14 protein-coding genes and 1 pseudogene are annotated in these 19,201 nt (G+C 70.5%); 8 read left to right on the top strand and 7 right to left on the bottom strand.

Going from position 1 to position 19,201, the window contains the following annotated elements; all coding sequences use genetic code 11:
* Positions 1 to 653 precede the first annotated feature (653 nt).
* Entirely contained in the window at positions 654 to 935 is a 282-nt protein-coding gene (locus ACYVL2_RS15195) for an IS3 family transposase (RefSeq protein WP_460544804.1), read from the bottom strand.
* Positions 936 to 1,116: 181 nt separating this feature from the next.
* On the bottom strand, positions 1,117 to 2,994 hold the full coding sequence (locus ACYVL2_RS15190) for an NACHT domain-containing protein (RefSeq protein WP_460544796.1): 1,878 nt from the start codon (positions 2,992 to 2,994) through the stop codon (positions 1,117 to 1,119).
* Positions 2,995 to 3,701: 707 nt separating this feature from the next.
* On the opposite strand from ACYVL2_RS15190, the gene ACYVL2_RS15185 reads away from it, so the two are divergent.
* From ACYVL2_RS15185 to ACYVL2_RS15170, 4 genes are all read left to right on the top strand, one after another.
* Complete coding sequence (locus ACYVL2_RS15185) at positions 3,702 to 4,706, top strand: TerC family protein (protein ID WP_460544794.1); 1,005 nt, start codon at positions 3,702 to 3,704, stop codon at positions 4,704 to 4,706.
* A gap of 98 nt (positions 4,707 to 4,804) precedes the next feature.
* Positions 4,805 to 5,635, top strand: a complete 831-nt coding sequence (locus ACYVL2_RS15180; RefSeq protein ID WP_460544792.1) for an ABC transporter ATP-binding protein — start codon at positions 4,805 to 4,807, stop codon at positions 5,633 to 5,635.
* A gap of 8 nt (positions 5,636 to 5,643) precedes the next feature.
* Positions 5,644 to 6,633, top strand: a complete 990-nt coding sequence (locus ACYVL2_RS15175; RefSeq protein ID WP_460544790.1) for an ABC transporter substrate-binding protein — start codon at positions 5,644 to 5,646, stop codon at positions 6,631 to 6,633.
* Positions 6,630 to 8,720 (top strand): iron ABC transporter permease, encoded by a 2,091-nt coding sequence (locus tag ACYVL2_RS15170; protein ID WP_460544788.1) that lies wholly within the window; start codon positions 6,630 to 6,632, stop codon positions 8,718 to 8,720. Before ACYVL2_RS15175 ends, ACYVL2_RS15170 begins: the two co-directional genes overlap by 4 nt.
* Before the next feature lie 16 nt (positions 8,721 to 8,736).
* Here the strand turns inward: ACYVL2_RS15170 and ACYVL2_RS15165 are convergent, their stop codons facing one another.
* From ACYVL2_RS15165 to ACYVL2_RS15150, 4 genes and pseudogenes are all read right to left on the bottom strand, one after another.
* Positions 8,737 to 9,117, bottom strand: a complete 381-nt coding sequence (locus ACYVL2_RS15165) for a ricin-type beta-trefoil lectin domain protein (RefSeq protein ID WP_460544802.1) — start codon at positions 9,115 to 9,117, stop codon at positions 8,737 to 8,739.
* Between the two features lie 21 nt (positions 9,118 to 9,138).
* Positions 9,139 to 10,359: pseudogene (locus tag ACYVL2_RS15160) on the bottom strand (glycoside hydrolase family 64 protein); the annotation flags it as partial.
* Positions 10,360 to 10,495: 136 nt separating this feature from the next.
* Positions 10,496 to 11,449: a pirin family protein gene (locus ACYVL2_RS15155; RefSeq protein WP_460544786.1), complete on the bottom strand. Its 954-nt coding sequence runs from the start codon at positions 11,447 to 11,449 to the stop codon at positions 10,496 to 10,498.
* A 19-nt stretch (positions 11,450 to 11,468) separates the two neighbouring features.
* Positions 11,469 to 12,731 (bottom strand): ricin-type beta-trefoil lectin domain protein, encoded by a 1,263-nt coding sequence (locus ACYVL2_RS15150; protein WP_460544784.1) that lies wholly within the window; start codon positions 12,729 to 12,731, stop codon positions 11,469 to 11,471.
* Between the two features lie 213 nt (positions 12,732 to 12,944).
* Here ACYVL2_RS15150 and macS point away from each other — a divergent pair, with 213 nt between their 5' ends.
* The 4 genes from macS (at position 12,945) to ACYVL2_RS15130 (ending at position 17,425) form a co-directional block, all read left to right on the top strand.
* On the top strand, positions 12,945 to 14,084 hold the full coding sequence (gene macS / locus ACYVL2_RS15145; RefSeq protein WP_460544782.1) for an ATP-binding protein: 1,140 nt from the start codon (positions 12,945 to 12,947) through the stop codon (positions 14,082 to 14,084).
* Positions 14,059 to 14,697 carry a transcriptional regulator gene (locus tag ACYVL2_RS15140; RefSeq protein WP_460544780.1) on the top strand — a complete coding sequence of 213 codons (639 nt, stop codon included), beginning with the start codon at positions 14,059 to 14,061 and terminating at the stop codon, positions 14,695 to 14,697. The genes macS and ACYVL2_RS15140 overlap by 26 nt, the downstream gene beginning before the upstream one ends.
* Before the next feature lie 93 nt (positions 14,698 to 14,790).
* Positions 14,791 to 16,605 carry a 3-oxoacyl-[acyl-carrier-protein] synthase III C-terminal domain-containing protein gene (locus tag ACYVL2_RS15135; protein ID WP_460544778.1) on the top strand — a complete coding sequence of 605 codons (1,815 nt, stop codon included), beginning with the start codon at positions 14,791 to 14,793 and terminating at the stop codon, positions 16,603 to 16,605.
* Complete coding sequence (locus tag ACYVL2_RS15130) at positions 16,598 to 17,425, top strand: DUF6999 family protein (RefSeq protein WP_460544776.1); 828 nt, start codon at positions 16,598 to 16,600, stop codon at positions 17,423 to 17,425. The genes ACYVL2_RS15135 and ACYVL2_RS15130 overlap by 8 nt, the downstream gene beginning before the upstream one ends.
* Here ACYVL2_RS15130 and ACYVL2_RS15125 read toward each other — a convergent pair.
* The gene (locus tag ACYVL2_RS15125) at positions 17,422 to 19,194 is read right to left on the bottom strand and encodes a serine hydrolase domain-containing protein (RefSeq protein WP_460544774.1); all 1,773 of its coding nucleotides are present in this window, start codon (positions 19,192 to 19,194) and stop codon (positions 17,422 to 17,424) included. The two genes, ACYVL2_RS15130 and ACYVL2_RS15125, sit on opposite strands and share 4 nt — an antisense overlap.
* Positions 19,195 to 19,201: the final 7 nt, after the last annotated feature.

The following is a 19,201-nucleotide window of genomic DNA, read 5'->3' as shown; positions in this document are numbered from 1 at the left end:
GCCAGCGGCCGGCCGGGAACCACTCGGACGAGAACGGGTGCGGATGCGCCGACTGGCGCACCGACCAAGACCTGGACGCCGACTTCACCGGCGATGTCGCGAACGTGTTCCCCACCGGGCTCTACCCCGACGAATGGGGCCCCGCCCTCCGAGAAGAACTCGACCGCTGGGCCGAACAGATCGGCCTCGACCGCGACCTGAAGGCCGCACGCGAAGCCCGCAGCAGGGCACGAGCCCGCTTCACCAACAGCACCGAGCGGCCAACACCAGCACCCCCACAGGCGAGGGAACCGCAAACACCGGTGAAGGAACCCGAACCCTCCCCGCCTCCGGCCACCACACCCCCACGCGAACCCGAGACCGCCTCCCGAACCCTCCCCGCCCCCACATCAGCGACCCCGGCCGCAGCGCCGCCGCCGGGCATCACCGGCGAACGCGACTCAACACACGAACCGATACCGTTCTTACCCCGCCCGTCGCAGGAAGCATCCTGCGGCGGGGGAAGCGACACGAACATCGCAGCCCGAGACCCCAAGCGGGTCCGGGCCCTCCGCCATGCCCACACCCTCAAAAGGACACCTCGGCCCGGCCACGAACACACCACCCCGGCCAACCCCGCTGCCTCTTTATCGCCGCCAATGAACCCGCGCCATCTACCAGCCCGCTACCCGAAGACACGACCCCGACCGCCCTCCTACCTCCTCATCGCCGCCAAAAGACCGCAGCCATGCAGCACCCGAGAGACGACAACCGACCTTGCCCGCTCTGTTGGCCCGGGCTTTCGGGTGGAGGCACTCGATCCCGGCCGACCGGGTCAGGCGACGCAGCCGCCGACGCGAATGCCTGCGGTCCTCGCGCCGGAGCATCGCATCGAGCCGGCGCAGCCCGTAGCGGCTCTTGTGGCGCTCGTGCGGCACTTCGAGCTGCTCGGTCAGCGCCTGGTCGGCCCGCTCCCGCGCCGAAGGCCACGCGTGACCACCACCCGTAATAGCCCTAATGCGTTTCTCAGGACCTCGAGCTCCTGAGCCTGACGGCGCACCGTCTCACGCAGCTGTTCGAGCTCGGACCGCTCGTCCGATGACAGTGCTTCCCCCTCGATCACCAGCTGACTCCTGTTCACAAGCCCACCGAATCCCCGCCCGGTGCTGGCGATCGCGCGAGATGGTTCTGGATGACCGCGTGCCTGAACTGGTAGACACCGCCGGTGCTGCGTAGGATCTGGCGCTCCCGGGCGTCCTCGAGCGTCTTCATGAACGGCGAACCCCAGGGCAATCGGCCCTCTCGACGCCTGCTCCACAGGTATACCGACAGTTCCTTGGCCGCTGAGGGGACGAACATCCAGGCGACCACGATCGCCAGCGGCGGGGCGAAGACAAAGTACGACCATGACGGCACCACGAACGCATGTGCGTCGCCCCGTGCCCAGAAATGCATGACGAGCAGCAGCCAGAGAAAGGGGACGGCGAGCGTGAACAGCCGGGAGATCAAAAGGTTGCGGTCGGTCCGATACGAGCCGTAGGGCCCCATCACCCCGAGCTGTGTTCGATCGATCAGTCGCCCTGCCAGAAAAATCCAGGTGAGCGCGTTGAACCAGAAGAGCCCGGAGGCCTCGAACGGGATCTGGGAGACCGGCATCTCGGGAGTCATGGATCTGAACGCTACGACCGGCAGGAGTATCGAATACGCGATCACGCCGGCCAACTGGAACCACACCAGTCGTGCCGGACGACGCCGCCGATTCGGTGGGGGCATCTCCCACCAGGCCAGATCCGAGGTGCCTTTCTCCCTGAGATACCTGGCGACGAAACCGAGGATGAGTATCGCCTCCCGTGCCCGGCGATCGCCCTTCCGTCCGCCACGGCTGCCGGAGCGATAGACGTTCTCCACATATGCTGCGGCGAGGAAGTCCTCGATCCTGCCGCGGGAATTGAATCTGAGCAGCTCCTTCGGCTGCGACCGCTCGTCGTCTTCGAACGCGGCGCGGGCAAGGAAGACCATCAGGGGAGTTGAAAGCGCCTTGCTGAGCGCCTGCGCCTTGCCGCTTTTGTGGATATTGGCGAGTTTGTCGACCACGGGCTCCCATTGTTCCGGCACCACCGTGGGGCGGTCCTCGGTCGGCTCTGACCGGCACAGGTATGCGGCGGCCAGTTGCCAGTCCAGGTCCTTGAGGGTGTAGACACTGGCCTTCTGGAGGTGGAATTCGCTCGCGGCCGTCGCGCGGTACTCAGTCGCACGACAGGCGAGTACCAAGGGGAGCGTGGCGAAAACGGGGTCGCGGTTCAGGTTCCGCATCGCGGCGCGTCTGCGGCCGTCCTGGTCGGTGATCTCGTCGAACCCGTCCAGGAATGGGACGATCTTGCCTTCGTCGATGAGATGCTCCGCGATCGTCCCTGCTCCTCGTCTCCATTTCGGATAGTGGTGCTTCAGGTATGGATGGAGGCGCTCGACCTGGCTCTGGAACCATTCATGGAAGGGCGTCTGGGGATCCCAGTCGCCGACGGAGACCAGCACCGGCACCGGGGCGACGGCGTCCCGCCGATGGTCGCGAACAATGGACCACAGCATGCGGACCAGGACCGAAGTCTTGCCGGACCCGCTGTCTCCGAGAATGACGAACCGCTGCTTCGGATCGCTTTTCCACTCGTCGACCATGTCGGTGATCGTGATAGAACGGCCGAGGTCGACATCGGTGGGCGAACGCGGTGCTGTCCCCGCGGCGGGTTCGGTGACCAATTCGGTCATAATGGGCGAATCCACCAGGCCCAGTTGCAGCGCCTCGCGGTCAGCTTCCTTCCTGACGTCGAATCGCAATTGTTTCAGCGACTCGGTCAGGCTCCGCTTGCTACTTCGCCACAGTGGATACGTCGCGAGCAATCCCGTCACCGCCGCAACAAGGCTCCCCGCGTCCCCATGAGTCGTGTATCCCAACAGGTACGCGGCCGTGGCCGCTATAACTGCTGCACTGAAGAAGAAGGCGATGATCTTCCTGGTCAATTCGACTCCAGGGGTAGGATAGGCAGCTTTCAAGAATTGTACGGGCGCAGGGCCGGCCGCAGTTCGCGTCGTTTCACGGAACGCCGTGGGCGGTCGCCAGCCTCGCCGCGGCACCGGCTGCCGGAAAGCGCCGCGCGGCGCGGTCGTCCTGAGGCTCGGGGAAGTCGGACATGATCACCGGCGAGGTCCACGCCCCACGGATCGTGGCCTTGCCCGACCCCGATCATGCCGTCCCCGACTGTCACCACATGGTAGTGGCCGCCGTCCACTCAGCCCGTTGCCTGGGCGGCGACGAGGCCCGCTACGTTGCGGGCCTTGCGACTTTCGGCGGACCTGCCCGCTTCGACCTGTTACGGAAGTGAATACTGCTCGCTGCCGGATGGAGCACGGATTTCGAGACCGGGCTTCGACCCTGCGAAGCGCATCGAATGCCGGCAAGGTCCAGCCGGGCCAGGAGATTGCAGAAATCGCCGGTCACTTTCGCGACTCTGGCGCACGCGGCTCGGCACTGCCGTCGTCGAACCGGCTCGTTCATTGAGTCACCGAGGGGCCGTTCGGCGAGTGGCGCACGTCCACATGGTGGCGATCAAGGTGCGGAAGGCCGAACCGCTCGCGTACGATGCGTTCGCGGACGAACGGAAGCGGCCCATGACAGAGCGGGACGCGACTCGAACACCCTTGCCGCACCGATTCCAGCGGAGGAGACCTTGCTAGACGTAAGCGGACTCGCCTGGGCCGGCACCATCGGCCTCATCGTCGTCCTGTTGGCGGTCGACCTGATCATCGGCGCGGCCAGGCCGCACCACGTCGGGTTCCGCGAAGCCACGGCGTGGTCGGTGTTCTACATCCTCGTCGCCGTCGCATTCGGACTCTGGTTCGCCTCCCAGTACGGCGGCGACTTCGGCACCGAGTACTTCGCCGGCTACATCATCGAGAAGAGCTTGTCGGTCGACAACCTCTTCGTGTTCGTCATCATCATGACCACCTTCGCCGTCCCCACCGAGCACCAGCACAAGGTGCTCACCTTCGGCATCGTGCTGGCCCTGGTCATGCGGGCGATCTTCATCGCCGTCGGCGCCGCGCTGCTCAACCTGTTCTCGTTCATGTTCCTGCTGTTCGGCCTGCTGCTCATCTACACGGCCGTGCAGCTGTTCCGTCACCGCGACGAGGACCCCGACATCGAGGACAACCCCGTCGTCAAGGCCTCCCAGCGCATCCTGCCGGTCAGCACCGACTACGTCGGCGGCAAGCTGTTCGCCCGCATCGGCGGCCGCAAGATGGTCACCCCGCTGTTCGTGGTGCTCATCGCGATCGGCAGCGTCGACCTGCTGTTCGCGCTCGACTCGATCCCGGCCGTGTTCGGCGTCACCGAGGAGCCGTACATCGTCTTCACCGCCAACGCCTTCGCGCTGCTGGGCCTGCGCGCCCTCTACTTCCTGGTCAAGGGCCTGCTGGACCGGCTGGTGTACCTCTCGACCGGCCTGGCGATCATCCTGGCGTTCATCGGCGTCAAACTCGTCCTGCACTGGCTCCACGTCGACATCGACGAGCGGGTCCCGGAGATCTCCACCATGTTCAGCCTCGGCGTGGTCGTCGTCGTCCTCGCCGTGGTCACCGTCGCCAGCCTTGTCAAGACCCGCCGCGACCCCGAGGCCAAGGCCCACCCCGGCTCCCTGCGCGGGCGCGGACAGAAGCAGGAGGAGGAGCGCTAGCGGGCCGGGTCGCCTATCGGACAAGGCCACCGAGCCCGCCAGTCACTGCGGCACCACCCGCATCGCGGAACCGGCGAAGGTAGGTTAGCCTTACCTTCATGTTGGATGATGTGGGTCTCCGCGGCAGCGCTCTCGAACTCGCCTACTTCGGCGACACCGTCGTGCACGGCGCCGACATCGAGCTCGCCTACGGCCACGTCACCGCGCTCCTCGGCCCCAACGGCAGCGGCAAGTCCACGCTCCTGCGCGCCCTCGCCCGCCTCCACCGGCCCACCGCCGGCACGGTCGACCTCGGCGACGGCACCGCCGTCGCCTCCCTCAGCCCCAAGGCCTTCGCCCGGAAGGTCGCCCTGCTCGCGCAGTCCCGGCCCGTCCCCGGCGGGGTCCGCGTCGCCGACGTCGTCGGCTACGGCCGCCACCCCTACCGCGGCCGCTGGCGCGACGGCGACGCCGACGGCCCCGCCGCCGTCGAACGCGCCATGGCCATCTGCGGCGTCGCCGACATGGCCGACCGCGGCGTCGAGACCCTCTCCGGCGGCGAACGCCAACGCGTCTGGCTCGCCTCCTGCCTCGCCCAGGACACCGGCGTCCTCCTGCTCGACGAGCCCACCAACCACCTCGACCTGCGCTACCAGGTCGAGATCCTCGACCTCATCCGCGACCTCGCCGACGAGCACGGCACCGCCGTCGGCGTGGTCCTGCACGACCTCGACCAGGCCGCCGCGGTCGCCGACCGCACGGTCCTGCTCTGCGACGGGCGCGTCATCGCGTCCGGCCCGCCCCACGAGGTGCTGACCGGCGAGCACCTCACCGCCGTCTACGGCATCGACATCGAAGTCGACGCCGATCCCGTCACCGGCCACCTCAGCTGCCGGCCCCTCGGACGACACAACCGACGGCCGGCCGCAGCGCCGGCCGCCAACCAGTAAGGAAACCAATGCGACTCCACCCACGCGCCCTCATCGCCGTGCCCGCTGCCGCCGCCGTCCTCGCCGCCGCGGCCTGCGGCACCACCGAAGAGGCCGACGGCGACGACACCGCCGCCGAGGCCGCGGCCGGCCCGGTCTCGGTCACCGACGCCACCGGCACCGTCGTCGAACTCGACGCGCCCGCCACCGACATCGTCACCCTGGAGTGGGCCGAGACCGAGATCGCCGCCAGCCTCGGCGTCATGCCCGTCGGCGTCGCCGACGTCGCCGGATACGAGACCTGGGTCGGCGCCTCCATGCCGCTCGACGACACCGTCGAGGACGTCGGCACCCGCGCCGAACCGTCGGTCGACTCCATCGCCCAGCTCGCCCCCGACCTCATCATCACCGAGGTCCGCGACGAGACCGTCATCGAGCAGCTCCGCGAGTTCGCCACCGTCCTGGTCACCGAAGGATCCTCCGAGGACGGCAACCTCGAGCGCATGGAGCGCGACCTCTACCTCATCGCCGAGATGCTCGGCAAGACCGACGAGGCCGACGCCCTCATGGCCGACTTCGAAGCCAAGATCACCGAGGTCAAGGACGCCATCGCCGCCGCCGGCACCGCCGACGTCCCCTACCTGTGGGTCGACGGCTGGGAAGACGGCGGCACCGTCGCCATCCGCATGTTCGGCCCCACCTCCCTGGTCGGCAACCTCGCGACCGAGGTCGGCCTCACCAACGCCTGGGACGGCGAGACCGACGGCCAGTGGGGCCTGGGCCAGAACGACCTCGAAGGCATGGCCGAATACGCCGAGACCGACCTGCGGCTGGTCTACAACGAGTCCGACAACTCCGGGCTGTTCGCCGAGACCCTCCCCGAGAACGACCTCTGGTCGAGCCTCCAGTTCGTCCAGGACGGCCACACCTACAAGCTCACCGAAGGCGCCTGGACCTTCGGCGGCCCCGCCTCCAGCGAGGTCCTGCTCGACTTCTTCGCCGAGGTCTACACCTCTTGAGCACCACCCGAACACCGCTGACGCGACCAGCGACCCCGGTCGGCACCAGGACCCGCCTCGTCCCGGCGGCCACCCTGTTCACCACCGCCGCCGGGGTCCTGGTCGCGCTGGCGGCCGTCCACATCACCCAAGGCTCCTCGTCGATCGGCGCCTCCGACCTGCTCGGCCTGCTGACCGGCTCGACCGACGAGATGACCCTGCACGTCCTGACCGACTCCCGGATGCCGCGACTGGCCGCCGCCGCGCTCGTCGGCATCGCCCTGGGCGCCTCCGGCTCCCTCCTCCAGTCGATCGCCCGCAACCGCCTGGCCAGCCCGGACACCCTCGCCGTCACCGGCGGCGCCTACCTCGCCGTCGCCGCCGCGGCCGCCTTCGGCATCAGCCTCCCGGTCCTCTCCGGCGTCGGCGTCGCCTTCGCCGGCGCGCTGGCCACCTCCGCGCTCGTCCTCGCCGTCTCGGCCGGCGGCGGCGCCTCCACCACGCGCCTCATCCTCGCCGGCTCCGCCGTGTCGCTCGCGGCCAACGCGCTGGTGACACTCCTGCTGATCCTGTTCCAGGAGAACACCGTCAGCCTCTTCGCCTGGGGCTCGGGCAGCCTCAGCCTCACCGACTTCGGGCCCCTCAACGCGACCGCGCCGATCGTCGCCGCCTGCCTGGTCGCCGCGATCGCCGTCGGCTCCCGCCTCGACCTGCTGCGTCTCGGCGACGACACCGCCGCGAGTCTCGGCGTCGGCGTCCGCCGCACCCGCCTGATCGCGATCGTCTGCTCGCTGCTGCTGGCCTCCAGCGCCGTCGCCGTCGCCGGGCCCATCGGCTTCGTCGGCCTCGCCGCGCCCGTCGTCGCCCGCCTGATCGCCGGCCGCGTCCCCGACCTGCTGCCGCACCGCCTCCTGGTGCCCTTCAGCGCCCTGTGCGGCGCGGTGATCCTCATCGCCTCCGACATCGTCGTACGCGCCGTCCTCGGCGGCGCCGCCGGATACATGATCCCGGTCGGCGTCACCACCACCGTCGTCGGCGCCGGCGTCATGGTGTGGCTGGCCCGCAAGGTCACCGACGGCGGCACCGCCGACAAGCCCGCCATGCTCCACGGCGCCAGCGGACGCACCCGCACCGGCTTCGCGTTCATCACCGTCGTCCTCACCGCCGCCCTCGCCGCGGGACTGGTCGTCGGGATGCTCTCGGGCGACACCATGTTCCTCACCGGCGACATCGTGAACTGGCTGACCGGCGAGACCGGGAAGGCCTACACCTGGATCATCGACCAGCGCTACCCGAGAGTCCTCGCGGCGATCCTGGCCGGGGCCGCGCTCGCGGCCGCGGGGACCGTCACCCAGGCCGTGTGCCGCAATCCCCTGGCCGAGCCCGGGATCCTCGGCGTCACGGCCGGAGCCGCGGTCGGCGCGGTCGCCCTCATCACCTGGTTCCCGGCCGCCGGGGCGTGGACGGTGACCTCCGGCGCCGCCGTCGGCGCGGTCCTCGCGTTCGCCGTCGTCTACGGTCTCGCCTGGAAAGGCGGCCTCGACACGGCTCGGCTCGTGCTCATCGGCATCGGTGTGCAGGCCATCGCGACGGCCGTGATCACGCTGCTGATCATCTACGCCGACCCGTGGAACACGCCGAAGGCCATGACGTGGCTGTCCGGCTCGACCTACGGGCGCACTGCCGGCAGGCTCGTCCCGGTGGCGGCGGCCCTGGCGCTGCTGGTGCCGTTCATCGTCTCGCGCCGCCGGGAGGTCGACCTGCTGGCGCTCGACGACGACACGCCCCGGACCCTCGGGGTGCGACTGGAGCACACCCGCTTGCTGCTGCTGGGGGCCGCCGCGCTCCTGGCCGCCGCGGCCGTGGCCGTGGTCGGCACCGTGTCGTTCGTGGGCCTGGTGGCCCCGCACCTGGCCCGGAGCCTGGTCGGCTCCAGGTCGGTGCGGGTCCTCCCGACCGCGATCCTGCTCGGCGCGCTGCTGGTGAGCGTCGCCGACACGCTCGGCCGCACGGTCATCGCCCCGGCGCAGATCCCGGCCGGGCTGGTGTGCGCCCTCATCGGCACGCCCTACTTCGTGTGGCTGCTGTGGCGCACCCGCCGCGCTTAGTCGCCGCCTGCGCCTTTCAGGACCTGTACCACTTCTGGTTCTCGCCGCCGTGGCGCTCCCACATGATGAGGTCGGTGCCGTCGGCGGAGTTCCAGCCGGCCACGTCGATGCACTTGCCGGACTGCGGGTTGACCAGTTCGTGCTGGTCGGTCAGGACCCATTGCTGCGCGGCGGTGCCGTTGGGCGTCCACAGCTGCACCTTGGCGCCGTTCTCGGTCGAGCCGCCGGCGACGTCGAGGCACTTGCCGAGGGCCCGGATGGTGCCGTCGTCGTGGAAGGTCCACTGCTGCGCGGCCGTCCCGTTGGGCGTGTAGAGCTGCACGGGCGTGCCGTCGGCGCTGACGCCTCCTTCTACGTCCATGCACTTGCCGGCGAAGCCGGTGATGGCCCCGGTCATCGAGCCGCCGCCACCGCCGCCGCCGACGGTGAGCGTCAGGCGGCCCGGCTCGGGATCGGCGGCCGCGCCCGACTGGTCGTGCGCGCCGTTTGGCGTCACGTCGTCGTAGGGGAAGGCGTAGCCGATCGGGGAGTTGGCGTGGACCACCCGCGAGTAGTGGTTCGTGATCGGGTGCCGGTAGAACTCGTCGACCGCGGCGCCGTTGGGCTGGTCGGCGTGGCTGAGGATCGTGCTGCGGTTGAAGGCCGCCGCCAGCCGCGCCAGGATGCCCTTGCGGACGTCGGAGTCGCCGGGGTTGTTGGTGAACGGCCCGTGGTCGCAGGTGAAGATGTCCCAGTCGTTGGGTTTGGCGAAGCTGGAGCCGTCGTTGAAGACCAGGTGGTCGCCTTGGACTCGGCCGGTGAACACCCCGCGCCCGCCCTGGTTGTCGACCCGCAGGTCGTTGTGCCGGTAGTGCTCCCACACCTGGTCGGCGTAGCCGCTCCAGTAGCCGTTGAACGGCATGTCCGGCTGACCGGCCCGGGGCGCCATGATGTTCTGCGGGGACATGACCCGCAGGATGCGCCCGCCGTCGCCGCGCATGACCAGCTCGTCCCACGGCTGCCCGTCGGCGGCGGCCTGGGCCTCCAGGTCCGAGGCGATGGCCTCGACCGCCCCGGCCGGCAGCGGCGCCACGCCGTGGTCCCCGGCGCCCTGCAGGCGGATGCCGATCGGCAGTGCGGTCACCAGGTCGACGTAGCTGAGGTTGATGAACAGCTGGACGTCGTTGAAGGTGAACTCGCAGAAGGAGACGATCTTGCCGAAGTTGGCGTCGTTCTCGTTGTGGAGCGCGGGCTCGACCAGCGCCGGGCCGGGATTGACGTAGAAGTCGAGGGTGTCCTCGCGGACGAAGTAGACCCGCGAGCCGTACATGCGCGGCAGGGTCAGCACGACCGGGTCGGCGCCGGGGGCGTTCAGCGGGATCGAGGCGTCGATCGGCAGGGGAGTGCCGGGCGCGGGCGGCTCCTCGAGGTAGTAGGGGCCCTGGCCGGCGCGCACGAGCATCATGCGGTCGGTGCCGAACTCGCGGCCGGTGACGTAGGCGTTGACCGAGGCGGTGTCGGTGTGGTTGGCGAGCGCGAGCTCGCAGGTCGCGGGGGTGGCCGAGGCCCGGGGTGCGGCGAACCGGCTCCACCAGGGCGCGCTGGCGGCGACGATGCCGGTGGCGGCGGTCGCGGTGATGAGTTTTCTGCGGGACAGCATGGAGTGCCTCCTTGGTGGGGGAGAAGGGCCGGGATTCCGGCGCTTCGACATGGTTTCTTTACTGATAGGGGGCGCAGTGCGGCACGGGGCCGCTCGGGAGAGGTCGGTCGAGTGGTCGTGCGGGGTCGTCGTCGGGTCAGGCCCGTCCGCGCGGGCGCAGGCGGCCTCCTGGCAGCGGCGGGGCCGGGATGCGCTCGCCGTCGTGGCCGGGCACGGTCCCGAAGCGCGTCTGGTCCGGGTCCTCCCACGCCGTGCGGGCCGCGACGATGTCGTCGTGGCCGCGGCCGACGAAGTTCCACCACATGACCAGGTCGTCGGGGAACGGTTCGCCGCCGATGAGGAAGACCGTCGCTCCCGCGGTCGAGGACAGCGCGAGCTCGTCCCGGCCGTCGCCCAGGTACAGCAGCGGTCCGCGCGCGAGCGCGATGCCGGCCGCCTCCAGCGTGCCGTCGATGGCGATCACGGCGTGCTCGAAGTCGGGCCGCAGCGGCAGTGTCGCCGCGCCGCCGGCTTCGATGCCGATCTGCGCGCCGACCAGCGGCGTGTAGGTCGTGGCCGGGGAGGCGGCGCCGGCGAGTTCGCCGACGGCCACGACGCCCCGCACGCCGGAGGCCTCGAAGCGCGGCAGGTCGGTGTGCCGCTCGAATCCGGCTCGGACGCCCTCGCCGCCCTCGGGCAGCGCGACCCACAGCTGCAGGCCGTCGATCATCGGCGACTCGCCGAGCGAGATCTCCGAGTGCGCGATGCCCGGCCCGCTGGTCACGAGGTTGAGCTGGCCGGGGCGGATCACGACGTCGCTGCCGAGGCTGTCGCGGTGGTGTATCTCGCCGGCGATCGGCCAGGTCACCGTCTGCAGCCCGGTGTGCGGGTGCGGCAGGACCCGCATGTCGGTGTGCTCGGGCCCGAACTGGTCGAGGAAGCACCAGGCGCCGACGGTGGGGATCCGCCGCTGCGGGAGGGTGCGGCTGACGTGCATGGCCCTGACGCCGCCCAGCGGGACGTCCCGCGCCTCCAGGAGCCGGGACCGGGGGCCGGTCGTCTCGGCGGCGTGGCAGGGCGTCTCCGCCGGGCGGGCGTCGAGGTTGCTCATGGTGTCGACCTTAGGCCTTTCAGGCCCGGTACCACTTCTGGTTCTCGCCGCCGTGGCATTCCCACATGATCACGTCGGTGCCGTCGGCGGAGTCCCATCCGGCCACGTCGACGCACTTGTCGGCCTGCGGGTTCACCAGGTCGTTCGCGCCGCTGAGGACCCATTGCTGGGCCCCGGTGCCGTTGCAGGTCCACAGCTGGACCTTGGCGCCGTTCTCGGTCGAGCCGCCGGAGACGTCCAGGCACTTGCCGAGGGCCCTGACGGTGCCGTCGTCGTGGAAGGTCCACTGCTGCGCGGCCGTGCCGTTGCAGGTGTAGAGCTGCACCGGGGTGCCGTCGGCGCTGTTCGCCGCCTCGACGTCGAGGCACTTGCCGGCGTAGCCGGTGACGGCTCCGGTCGATCCGCCCCCGCCTCCCCCACCGCCGCCGGAGTAGACGCGGACGTAGTCGACCTTGAGCTGCTGCGGGAACTGGGTGGTCGCGTCGGGGTAGCCGGGCCACTGGCCGCCGACGGCGACGTTCATGATCATGAAGAACGGGTGGTCGAACACCCACTCGTTGCCGCCCAGGTCGGCGGGCGTGAGCGTGAAGTACTCGTTGCCGTCGACCGACCAGGTGATGGAGTCGGGCGTCCAGTCGACCGCGAAGGTGTGGAAGCCGTCGGCGAAGTGCTGGCCTCCGGGCAGGGTGTAGCCGTTGCCGATGCCTCCGGCGCCGGAGTAGCCGGGCCCGTGGACGGTGCCGTGGACGGTTCCGGGCTCGGAGCCGATGTTCTCCATGATGTCGATCTCGCCGCTGTTCGGCCAGCCGACGTCGCCGAAGTTGTCGCCGAGCATCCAGAAGGCCGGCCAGATGCCCTGGCCGCGCGGGATCTGCATGCGGGCCTCGAAGCGGCCGTATGCCTGGGTGAAGGTCTCGGCGGTGAGCAGGCGCGCCGAGGTGTACTCGCAGGCGCCGTACCAGCACTGGTAGCCGGCGGGGTTGTTCTTGCGGGCGGTGATGACCAGGTTGCCGGCCCCGTCGTGGGCGGAGTTGTCGGTGCTGTCGGTGTAGTACTGGTGCTCGGCGTTGCCCCAGCCTTCGCCGCCGATGTCGTAGCGCCACTTGGCCGGGTCGGGCGGGGTGCCGGCGGCGCGGTCGAACTCGTCGCTCCAGACCAGCTGCTGGGCGGCGACCTCTTCTTGGGCGCCGGCGGTGGTCAGCGAGCTCAGGCCGACCGCGGCGGCGGCGACGGCCGCGCAGCCCAGGGCCAGCAGCCGGAATCTTCTTCGGGGTGGTCTCACGGTCGCGTCCTCTCTTCGCAGTGAGCCGAGAGCGCTCTCCAGTGACGAACCCAGTACGGGCCCTTAGTGAGAGAGCGCTCTCTCTAAACCGTGCTTACTTTCTACCATTGAGCATCGATTGCTGTCAATGCCTAGATGGTCCGAAACGCCCCCGCGACACCGGAATGCGTTTGCGGCTCCGCCGGCCCGGAACCGGCCTGGGAGAATGGCCCGGTGGGCATCGAGACGCAACTGCGGCGGGCGATCACCGTCTTCCGGTTCGCCGCGCTCGGCTACCCGGTGGTCCTCTGCGCGCTGCTCTACGAGACCCTCGCCCGCCCGGTCCCGGCGGTCCTCCTCGTCCTCGTCCTGGCCTTGTGGACCCTCGCGGTCAGCCGCTCCTACGCCGGACGCGGCTTCCGACCGGCGACGCTCTACGCCGACCTCGCCGTCACCGTCGCCGCGATCGCCACCTCCACCTGGGCGCTCGCCGTCGACGGCCGCAGCGTACCGATCCCGGTGGGCCCCTGGCTGGCCGGAGCCGTCCTCGCCTGGGCCGTCCAAGGCGGACGGCGCCGCGGCGTCATCGCCGGAGCCACGGTGGCCCTCGCCGGCATGGTGTTCCGCGGCGGCCCCACCGAGAACACCTTCAGCGAAGCCATCCTGTTCATCCTCACCGGACTCATGGTCGGACACTTCACGCGTCTCGGGGTCGAGGCCCAGGAACGGCTCGAAGAGGCCGCCGCCCGCACCGCCGCCGCCCGCGAACGCGACCGCCTCGCCCGCGACATCCACGACTCGGTCCTCCAAGTCCTCGCGCTCGTGCAGCGGCGCGGCAACCAGATCGGCGGCGAAGCCGCCGAACTCGGCCGCCTCGCCGGCGAACAGGAGGAAGCGCTCCGCACCCTCATCGGCTCCCAGACCTACCGGCACCCCTTCGACGGGCAGCGCGACGTCCGCGACCTCCTCAGACGCCATGCCGCGGAGACGGTCACCGTCGCCGCGCCCGCCGCCCCGGTGCCGCTGCCGGCCGGCGCCGCCGCAGAACTCGCCGCCGCCGTCGCCAGTGCGATCGACAACGTCCGCGAGCACTGCCCGGCCGGGACCAGCACCTGGCTGCTGGTCGAGGACCAGGGCGACGAGGTCGCCGTGGCCGTGCGGGACAACGGGCCCGGCATCCCGCCCGGGAGGCTGTCCGAGGCCGCCGCCGAAGGACGGCTCGGCGTGGTCCAATCGATCGAGGGCCGGATCCGGGAACTGGGCGGCAGCACCGCCATCACCGCGACCCCCGGCCAGGGAACGGAAGTCGAACTGCGGGTGCCGCGCCCGCACCGGAAGGCAGGCAGTGATGGCGACGCTCATAGTGGTCGATGACCATCCGATCTGGAGAGAGGCGATCAGCCGCGACCTCACCGAGGCTGGCCACGAGGTCCTCGCCTGCCTCGGCGAGGGCCGCCGGGCCCTGACCGCGATCCGCGAACTGCGCCCGCAAGTGGCCATCCTCGACCTCCAACTGCCCGACCTGCCCGGCGTCGCGGTCCTGCGCGAACTCGAGGACGACCGCCCCACCGAGGTACTGGTGCTGTCGGCCAGCGGCGAGTCCGAGGACGTGCTCGAGGCGGTCAAGGCCGGAGCCCGCGGCTACCTCGTCAAATCCGCCGGCCCCGCCGAACTGCTCGACGCGGTCGAGCGCGTCGCCGCCGGCGACGCCGTGTTCACCCCCGGCCTCGCCGGACTGGTCCTGGGGGAGTACCGCCGCCTCGCCAACGCCGGAGCGGGCGACGAGAGCCCGAGCCTGTCCGAACGCGAGACCGAAGTCCTCCGCCTGGTCGCCAAGGGCCTGACCTACAAGGAGATCGCCGCGCGATTGTTCCTGTCGCACCGCACGGTCCAGAACCACGTCCAGCGCACGCTCAGCAAACTCCAGCTTCACAACCGGGCCCAGCTGGTCCGCTACGCCATCGAGCACGGCATCGACGAGCGGTGAGTACTGCAACCCTCTGAAATTGAGTACTTCGGCGCGCCAAGTCGAGCCGGGCACCCGATGCGGAACCGGCCCCGACCGGTGCCCAATGGAGACATGAGCGAGACCGCCTTCATCACCGCCGCCGGAGCCTACCTGCCCGGCCCGCCCGTCGCCAACGACCGGATCGCCGAGCGCCTCGGCGGCGTCGACGAACGCGGCGACCGCCTGCGCCGACGCATCCTCGCCGCCAACGGCATCGAGACGCGCCACTACGCCCTCGACGAGACCGGCGCTACCACCGAGCTCAACGAGGAACTCGCCGCGGCGGCCCTCCACGCGGCCCTGGCCGACCGCTCCCTCGAACCGGCCGACCTCGACATGCTCGCCACCGCCACCACCCAAGGCGACCTGCTCGTCCCTGGATTCGCCTCCATGGTCCACGGCCGACTCGGCGGCGGACCGATGCAGCTGCTCTCGGCCTCCGGTGTGTGCGCCTCCGGCCTCGCTGCCCTCGACGCCGCCGTCGCCAAGGTCCGCCTCGGCGAACACGGCCGCGCCGCCGTCGTCGGGTCCGAACTGGCCAGCCGCCGGCTGCGCCGCTCCCGCCTCGAAGGCGCCGAAGCCGACGCTGCGTTCCTGCGCTGGATGCTCTCCGACGGCGCCGGGGCCGTCGTCGTCGAGCCCCGGCCGCGCCCCGACCGCCCCTCACTGCGCGTCGACTGGATCCGCCACGTGTCCCTGGCCCACGAACACCCGGTGTGCATGCGCGCCGGCACCGGCGAAGTCCTCGAACCGAGCGCCGGCGACACCTGGCAGGACGTCGACCTCGACGAGGCCGACAAGACCGGCATGATGCACCTGCGCCAGGACACCAGCGCGCTGGCCGCCCTCGCCGAAGCCGGGCTCGAGCAGTTCGCGAACCTCACCCGCGAGGGCCTGGTTGACCTCGCCCGGCTCGACCACGTGCTGTGCCACTACAGCACCCACGCCTTCCGCGACATCGTCTTCGACCGGCTCACCGCTGCCGGAGCGGCCCTCAAACCCGAGAAGTGGTTCTCCAACCTCGCCACGAGCGGCAACACCGGCGCGGCCTCGATCTTCATCGCGCTCGAGGAATGCTGGCGCACCGGCCGCTTCGAGCCCGGCCAGACGATCCTTCTGGCCGTCCCCGAGTCGGGCCGGTTCTCCTTCGCCTTCGCCCACCTCACCTGCGTCGGCGCCGAACGGACCGAGCCCTCATCGGCCGCGCCGACCGCCTCGGCGGCGCCGGCGCGCGGCGACCTGTTCGCCCGCCTCGACGACGTCTGGCTGGACTTCGAGCGGCGGCTCGAGCAGGTCCCGGTCATGCACCGCCTGCACGAGGGCACCGCCACCATCGAGGACTACCGGCGCCTGCTGCACAACCTGCGCCAGCAGGTCGCCGACGGCGCCCGCTGGATCTCCCGCGCCGCCTCCAACTTCTCGGTCGACCACTTCGACCTGCGCAGCGCCGCCATCGGCCACGCCGCCGAAGAGCACCGCGACTTCATGATGCTCGAACGAGACTTCGTCGCCGCCGGAGGATCGATCGACGAGATCCGCTCGGGGGAGAAGAACCTCGGATCCGAAGCGCTCTCGGCCTACATGTTCCACACCGCGAGCCGGCCCGACCCGATCGGGCTGCTCGGGGCCATGTTCATCATCGAAGGCCTCGGCACCGGCAAGGCCTCCGAATGGGCCGTCCGCTTCCAGGAACTGCTGGGCCTGCGCGACGACCAGGTGAGCTTCATGCGCTACCACGGCGAGGCCGACGACGACCACTTCGCGAAGCTCCAGGCGATCCTGTCCTCCGACCGCGTCGACGAGGCCGCCGCCGACGCGATCGTCAAGACCGCCAAGGTCGTCGCCCGCCTCTACGCCCTCCAACTGGAAGAGCTCGACCATGTCTGATCCGTCCATGTGGGACGCGGTCGAGGCCGACCCGGCCATGCCGCTCGAACCCGACGTGGCGCGCAAGGTCGTCGACGACCAGCGCCGCTGGACCCGCACCTGGCTCTACCCGATCGCCAGGCCGATCTCCCGGATCGCCGCGGTCCTCATCGTGATGAGCAAGCGGCTCTTCCCGATCCGCTGGACCGCGCACGCCACCATGGACCGGCTGTGCCTGTGGTTCCTGCGCCGCTTCGTCTCACCACTGGCCGTCGAGCTGCTCATCCGCCACTTCGTGATCGAGACGAACCTGCTCAACTTCATCGTCGACAACGCCGAGAACGCCGACCTGGCGCCGGTGAGGCTGCGGCCCACCACGCTCGCCGGACTCGGCGACCGCGCCGTCATCGAGCACGACATCAACGTCTACGACGTCCTCGCCGCCCTCGGCCCCGGACCCCTGCGACCGCGCGAGATCGACTACTCCGGCCTCGACATGCCCGACCTCGACCCCGAACCGAACCGCCGCCGCCTGCTCAACCTGGACATCCAGACCGCGCTGTGCCTGATGAACCTGCCGTTCGCCATGTGCCTCACCCCCGAGGAGTACCGGCGCGCCGTCCACTCCATGCGCTTCGACGACTCGATCCTGGCGATCCTGGCCGACATCACCGGCGACCCGATCTTCCTCAGGTGGCAGTGCGGCGACCTGTCGATCCGCGCCGACTCCAACATCGACGTCCCGGCCGCCGTCTACCGCCACGCCGTCGTCTGCGAATACGCCCACGCGCACCTGGTGCGGCTGGCCGCATCAAGCGCGCGTGAGCCGAGCGGCGCTTAATCCCCGCTCGAACGCCAGCCGTCGGCCGCCAGGCGGTCGCGGTCGCGCGGGCGCGAGGACTCGAACACGACCCCGCCTCCCTCGCGCACCTTGATCTTGTCCACGTACACGCCCCGGCCCTGGTAGTACGAGTCGCTGACGTACGACCAGCGCACATACCTCGTCCCGGCCGGCAGGGCCGCCGCCGCGTCGATCCACCGCCGTCCCGAGAAACCGGAGAAGACCCCGCCGGTCGTCCAGCGGTGCGAGTCGGTCCGCAGCTCCAGCGGCACCGTCGCCCACGTCTCGCCGTCGGCGCTGGCCTGCACCGAGCCGCGGTCGGTCGACTCGGTGTCGTACCACAGCGCGAACTCGACCGAGCCGTTCGACAGCGGCGAGTCCAACCCGGCGGTCAGCGCCGCCTCGGTCCGGTCGGCCTGGCCCGAGAACCAGGAGTCGCGGCCCGTGCGCGGCTCGACCGGGACCGCCCGGCTCAGCGGCCGGTGCGCGGCCCTCCGGTAGCTGCTGACCCCGCCCCAGTTCCGGGTCGGGTGGACCCGGTTGGTCAGCAGGACCGCCAGCGTCCCCGACAGCGGGTCGAGCACGATCGAGGTACCGGTGTAGCCGGTGTGTCCGATCGTGACCGGCGAGGTCAGCGCGTCCATGTACCAGCGCTGGCCGATCTGCCAGCCCAGTCCTCGCGCCGCGCCCGAGCCGAGCCCCGGGTTCATGTCGGTGAAGAACCGCCGCGCGGTGTCGGTTTCGAGCACGCGGGCCTCGCCGTAGGCGCCGCCGTTGAGGATCGTCTGCCCGAACACCGCCAGGTCTCGCGCCGTCGAGAACACTCCGGCGTGTCCGGCGACGCCGCCGAACGACCAGGCGTTCTCGTCGTGGACCGAGCCGCGGATCATGCCGCGGCCGGTCCACGGCTGGTACTCGGTGGCCGCGATCCGCCCGAGTCTCTCGGCCGGAGGGTTGTAGCCGGTGTCGGTCATGCCGAGCGGGCCGGTGATGTACTCCTCGACCAGTTCGTCCAGGCCCGCGCCGGTGACCCGTTCCATGGCCTTGGCCAGGACGATGAGGTTGAGGTCGGAGTACTCGTAGCCGCTGCCGGGCGGCCGCCTGAGCGGCCGGGCGTAGATCCGCTCCATGCGCGCCTCGTTGTCGGGCGCGCTGTAGAGGTTGATGAAGGCGATCTGACCGGAGGTGTGGGACAGCAGCTGCCCCATGGTGATCGGTGTCTTCTCCGGGTCGGCCGAGTCGAACTCCGGCAGGTGGTCGACCACGGGCGCGTCGAAGTCGATCCGGCCGTCCTGGTCGAGCCGCGCCGCCACGGTGGCGGTGAACAGCTTCGAGATGGAGGCCAGGTCGTAGATCGTGTCGAGCGAGGCCGGCTCCCACCGGTCCTCCGGCAGCTCGATCGGGCTGCCGGCCTCACCGTCCCAGCTTTCGTAGCGGACCTGGTGGCCGACGGCCCGGTGCTCGACCACGACGCCGTCGCGGGCGGCCAGGACCACGAACCCGGGGAACGACGGCGCCGCCCCCTCCATGTGGGCCGCGGTCTCGGGCACTATCCGCTCGACGTGCTCGGCCACCAGGCCGGCCTCGGCGGCGCCCCCGGCCCGCAGCGTGTGCGGGACTTCGGGGAACACCACGTCGCGGGGGCCCACGGTCGGCGGGCCGGTCAGTTCGGTCATCGCGGGCAGTTCCTCCGCGGCGGCCTGGGAGCCGCCGGTCATCGCCGCCAGCGCTGTGGCGGCGGCGCCGCTGAACACCATTCGACGTCTCATGATCCTC

The organism is Glycomyces halotolerans, from assembly GCF_054779575.1.
The sequence above is the reverse complement of the archived record's forward strand: the minus strand, read 5'-3'. Positions and strand labels throughout refer to the sequence as shown.

Excerpts from the sequence above, each read along its gene's own strand:
- ACYVL2_RS15180 (WP_460544792.1), top strand. The coding sequence starts at position 4,805 with ATGTTGGATGATGTGGGTCTCCGCGGCAGCGCTCTCGAACTCGCCTAC.
- ACYVL2_RS15175 (WP_460544790.1), top strand. The coding sequence starts at position 5,644 with ATGCGACTCCACCCACGCGCCCTCATCGCCGTGCCCGCTGCCGCCGCC.
- ACYVL2_RS15165 (WP_460544802.1), bottom strand. The coding sequence starts at position 9,117 with ATGACCGGGGCCATCACCGGCTTCGCCGGCAAGTGCATGGACGTAGAA.
- ACYVL2_RS15155 (WP_460544786.1), bottom strand. The coding sequence starts at position 11,449 with ATGAGCAACCTCGACGCCCGCCCGGCGGAGACGCCCTGCCACGCCGCC.
- ACYVL2_RS15140 (WP_460544780.1), top strand. The coding sequence starts at position 14,059 with ATGGCGACGCTCATAGTGGTCGATGACCATCCGATCTGGAGAGAGGCG.
- ACYVL2_RS15135 (WP_460544778.1), top strand. The coding sequence starts at position 14,791 with ATGAGCGAGACCGCCTTCATCACCGCCGCCGGAGCCTACCTGCCCGGC.
- ACYVL2_RS15130 (WP_460544776.1), top strand. The coding sequence starts at position 16,598 with ATGTCTGATCCGTCCATGTGGGACGCGGTCGAGGCCGACCCGGCCATG.
- ACYVL2_RS15125 (WP_460544774.1), bottom strand. The coding sequence starts at position 19,194 with ATGAGACGTCGAATGGTGTTCAGCGGCGCCGCCGCCACAGCGCTGGCG.